Below are 5,083 nucleotides of genomic sequence, written 5' to 3'. Positions count from 1 at the left end.
CTCGCATCAGGTGTGGAATCAGGGTGTTAATCAGCCATTTGTCATCATCACTGAAGCGGTTCTCTTCATTCCCGCGGCTGATTCTCAAGCTGCACTTGGCGCCATCAGGTGTGTGGATATCAGCGCCCATATGTGGGCAGTAGGCATCCAGTATATGAACATTGCCATCTTCTCCCTGAAAGGCGACCAGCTTGGTACCAAATGCTTCAATCGTATGGGCTTTGCCATCCTTGTAGTTTTCCAGCTTTCCAAGGCAGTGCCAGCCACGGGCGTAACGGTCAGGTACCGGGTTCGTCTCAATCAGGTGCAACTTGCTCATATTATTGTTCTCCTGGCTGCAATCTATGATATTCTGCCATGTGCAAAGCGATCCTCCCGATCTGTATATTAAAACACACCATGATTCGGGTAGAGGCTTGCATAATCCTTAAATGATGATTTCCAGTGAGTAGTCACTGGTCATCATCGTCTAAGTGGACGATTGCCTTAGGTGTTGTTGATCTGAATCAATTTTTTGGTTTTTATATGCCATGAGGGCTGACTTTTCTAAAAGTTAGTTGGAGTTCATGTACTATGTCGTGTGCCAGCCTCTCTGCAATTCTGGATTGCTATGAGGCTTAGAAGCATTTTTAGTTTTTTTGGGGCTTCAGCTTCCAGATGGCGTTACAACCAACCAATTGGCCATACAAGCATTTAGGCAAGGTAGGCGGCACAGATGATGGATGGCCATTCTATATTTAAGTCCTTGACTGAAGCATGATTTTGTGTGTGATCAAGCTGTGGGCAACTGGTCACATGGCTAATAGAAAAGAAACCCTGGCCTCCTGACTATGAAGCATAATTAACAGATAAGCCTAAGACCTCTCTAACGTGAAATAAGCCCTGTTGTACACGGATGATCTGAGCTGCCTCATTAATATTTCCTTGTCTGATCTGGTCATTCACAAGGTCACGGAAGGTCTGGTCTATTTTTCCATTCTCAACAGGTTTGGTTAAATATTTCAATGAAGTTTCTAGTTCAGTGTATTTTACCTGATCAGGAATATGGAATTTATTAAACCACGGTGTCAATGCATTTATGCAGTCATCAATATGTTGTATCTCATGCTCTTTTACCAGCTTGTAGCGAATATCTCCCTGAAGACGTTGATACAATATTTGAAGGATTAACTCGATTTTTCTAAGGTTTTCTTCAAGAAGATGGTCTTCGTGTAGGTTGGTGGTATTGGTGTGTGGGAGGTAGACAAGTAATGACTCTTCGAAAACTCTATGGACGTATAGATAGTTTGATGGCTCAGAGGGCGTAAATGGGATTTCCGAAAAGGGAGCGGTACAGGGGGGATGTTGAGCGGGCAGATGATGGGCTGTCAGTAGCTCTGCCTGAACATTATATCTCATATCATGATGAATAATCTTGGCAGTGGGGTAGCTTGTTGCTTCAGGTGCACTGGTTATCGGGTAGATGGGCTGAACTGAACCTGGGGTTTCATGAAATGTATTAACCCGGTTATCTCTAACAAAGATATGTGCAGCTTTTTTCTCTGGGTATCGTGGGAGCTGAGGCATAGCTGGAGCAATATTGCTAGCTTGAACGTTTTGTTTATGGCTGTTTGTCTCCAGTTGAGGTATCCGGGGTGGTACTGTGAGTAGATCCATCGGAGTATGATATCTTCTATCCTGTGGAACAACTTGGGGAATATGGCAGCTCGTTGTTGCAGGAGCAGCCGTTGCTGGGTAGCTGGAAGGAACTGGGTTTAGAGTGTCATAAAGTGCATGAACCTGAGCAGTCTCAACAGTGATCAGCGCCAGCTTTTTCTCTGTGGGACGGTTGGGCTGAGTGAAAACCGGAGTAATGTTGTTTGTTTGAAGCATAGGCTGATTATTGGTTTTCTGGCTAGGGAGGAAGGCCTCGGGAACTTGCTGGGTTTGATGGGAAACTGATGAAACAGATTTGTGGCCTGTGTTTTGAGTTGTCAATATTTTTGTATTTCCTCCATCATCGACAGAGCTGGACTGAATAAAGTTGATAGATCTATTACCGGATAAAGTATCAGCGACGCTAATAGGCATGCCTAAGCCCATCAGCTTTTTGAAAGAGCTTGGGTTTATCTGGGCCATGTCTTGTAAACCTTTTCTCGTCACTCCCATTGCGTGGGCTTTCTGATCAACTGCTTTCATCGCTTCAACCATGCAACCAAACTCTTCTTTTAAGCTGTCGGTGACTAACAACAAGTTAAGCTCTTTTTGGGTCTGGGTTTCTGGGTTATCAACCAGGCAAACTTCAGACAATTTTTTAGGTAAGCGAGTCAAACATTTTGAAGCCGAAGTGCGAGATACTTCTGAGGCTTGGGTGGTTGCTTGAGAATCTTGTTCTTGTAAACTGTGCTCGACTTGTATTCTGGCTTTTTGTGTTTCAGGTTCAGGGATTGGCTGAGGTGAAGAAGAGGAGGGGGGGGCGGTGCTGCCAGTACTTGTTGATGGTATCGGGTTCTATATGCTGAGATACTTGTCTTAACCTCTTCATTTCGCTTCATTGCAGCAGGAATGTCTTTGGGCTCAGTGTCAAGAAGAGCAAGAACCCAGCCTGATAAAGCTTGCAGCCTGTCATGACTGATTTGAACAAGATGTGGCGTTTTAACTGCGGAGTTGAAGATGTCGATCGCCAGCTTTTTAAAATCAACTCTAGTAAAACCTAAGTCTATATCGGGTGAAATGCCCTTTAATAGCAGGAGATTACTTATGTCTTGATCACTAATACACTCTGAGCGAAATATTTTTTTCCTCAGGTTGCAAATATATTGCCCCCATGCCTGGCATGCGATCAGTTGCCAGCTCTTTCTTTGTTTATCATCTTTCAGTAAGTATAAAAGTTTCTGGTTCTCTATACAGTTTTTCCTGTGGCAATCCATTTTTGATATGACTTTATTGTATTCGGTAAGTGTTCTTGGTTTTCTCATGCTTCCATCTTTGTATATATGATGGAAGAAGTGTAAATACAGCTTATGTTTTAATGCTGCAAGCATTTTTGAAAGACGAATACCGTCATTCATTTTTCTAACAGTCTGTTCATTTAATGCCCATACTCTTATTTCCTGGGCAGCTATAAGGAAATCGTTATCAACAGCTGGCTCAGAGCTTAATCTCCTGGATATTCTGATTAATGCCTGAAAAGCATCGTAGCTGGTCATGCCTTCTAATGAATCTTCAAGAACGATTTCTCCATGTTGAAATTTGCGCCACAAGGAAATGCATTGATCTGTCATAGTTGTATTATTTATTAACTCCTGAATCATTCGCTCTATTTTTAATTTTCTATCAGGGGGGGTTATTATCGTTATGTGGGATGACAGTACGCGTACAACAACAGCGGACAATAAACTTTGTGTGTCTTTATTTAGGAAATAATTAATTGGAATGAATCTGCGGAATGTTTTTCTGAAAGAATACAAGGCTGCTAGCAATGACAGGTCATTTTCTCTGTTTTTTTCTTGGGTGAATGTTTCAAGTACCTTGTCCAGTTCATATTTTAGTATTTGACATAAAAGCCTTTCCTGCATATGGAATTTTCCCCGATGTGCTGACAGAAAATCGGCGGCTTTTTCAAGATATCCAGATGCAATTATTGAGTCAATTTCTTGGGTATTAAGATGTATTTTCTCAGGTACAGATGCTCTGTCTTGTAGTGCTACACTTGCTTGGGATTGTTCTTTTTCAATGGATGCTACGTTGGCAAGGTATTGTTTTCTTTTATCAGGTCTTAAAAAGTCAAATCGTCTGGCTGGTCCACCCTCTCCAAGAGTCCACTGGAGGCGGGTGATTGCCCAATGGTTATCACATCTGTTTGATAATTTTGCAGCGTAACTTAAATAATCCAATTCAGACTGGATCATTGTAGTGAGTGTGTTGCGAATTTCAGCTCTAACCTCATCACTTGGGGCTTTTCTGTGAAAAGGGTGGAAATGAAATATATTGATTGCCTGGTGTAATACCTCAAAATACTCTTTAGCAAGGCCAGGTTTTGCCTGCTTTCTGATTTCTACGATGCAAGGATGGAGTGTTAACTTATATATGGATTCAAATTTAAGTCTGAGGAGGTTGAAATTATCGTTTTCATCAGGCCTCAACATTTCCTGAAGATAGTTAATGCAGGAAGTCACTCTAATACATGCTTCAATTGGCTCAGTGACACCTTTTAATACATTCTGAAGATACTTTAAGTATGTGTTGACTTTTTGAGAGAAATGACATTTGGGTTTTAGCTTGAGCTCTTCAAGTAAAGGTGGGTGCCAGTCGCCTCGTTGTATTGCCTCATTTATTCGAATATGACTTTCAAGTCTGCCATGTTCATTTCTCACTTTAACTTGAGCTGACTGTCCCGTCGATTCGAGGCTTCTAAAAACTGGTGTTGCTGTAAGCTTCTCCACGTAACTGATAGGTTTTGATGAAGTTTTGGGTGCTTCTTCTATACTCTGATCTCGTTTAAATGCAAGAGAAGGCCATGAAGTTTGCTGCTTATCGCAAGGAACAGAACGGCTTTGCTGATTAGCCATACTGAGTGCATTTTGGGGCTCTACCCTTGAAATATCTCTATGTCGAGTAACTTGATTTGGCGTTTGATGGAAACTGTTGTCATGGGTGGGGTTAATATAGACTGTCCTTTTTTTAGTATCATTGACGCCGATTCTTCTTAATCCAGTCTCCGAAGTATTAGACATAGGGAAGCGTAGTTTTGAGAGGTCTTCTTTTGATGGTTGGCCAATCACTTGGGGAGAATTGACGACGTTATGTAAACTGTCCATTGCAAGGTCTCTTATTGGAATTAGAGCCTTGCAGTTTAGACTTAATATGATAATGCAATAATATTTTGTTACTTTAATTGCCCCTAAAATTGCTGACTGTTAGATTCACAAATCTAAATTATTTTGACTTAATTGCCATTAGTTGCCCCGCTCTTATCCCAAAGGGGCAACACTTTTCAGAATCAACCTGACTAGCATGGTTTGCCGGGTAACCCCGGTTTTGGAAAAGATTGAACGCAGGTGGGCACGGGCGGTATTTCGACTGATAAACAGAGTTTCGGATG

3 protein-coding genes are annotated in these 5,083 nt (G+C 41.8%); all 3 read right to left on the bottom strand.

Going from position 1 to position 5,083, the window contains the following annotated elements; all coding sequences use genetic code 11:
- On the bottom strand, window positions 1-319 hold a 319-nt coding region (locus tag AK963_RS35935), incomplete at its 3' end, for a Rieske 2Fe-2S domain-containing protein (RefSeq protein WP_238593845.1).
- 509 nt (window positions 320-828) lie between these two features.
- Entirely contained in the window at window positions 829-2,310 is a 1,482-nt protein-coding gene (locus AK963_RS25260; RefSeq protein WP_066018148.1) for a hypothetical protein, read from the bottom strand.
- Entirely contained in the window at window positions 2,307-4,799 is a 2,493-nt protein-coding gene (locus AK963_RS25255) for a hypothetical protein (protein ID WP_066018147.1), read from the bottom strand. Before AK963_RS25255 ends, AK963_RS25260 begins: the two co-directional genes overlap by 4 nt.
- Window positions 4,800-5,083: the final 284 nt, after the last annotated feature.

The organism is Endozoicomonas atrinae (genome assembly GCF_001647025.1).
Classification (GTDB): Bacteria; Pseudomonadota; Gammaproteobacteria; order Pseudomonadales; family Endozoicomonadaceae; genus Endozoicomonas; species Endozoicomonas atrinae.
The sequence above is the reverse complement of the archived record's forward strand: the minus strand, read 5'-3'. Positions and strand labels throughout refer to the sequence as shown.

What these genes read in the sequence shown, in the direction of transcription:
- AK963_RS25255 (WP_066018147.1), bottom strand. Translation starts at nt 4,799, where the DNA reads ATGGACAGTTTACATAACGTCGTCAATTCTCCCCAAGTGATTGGCCAA.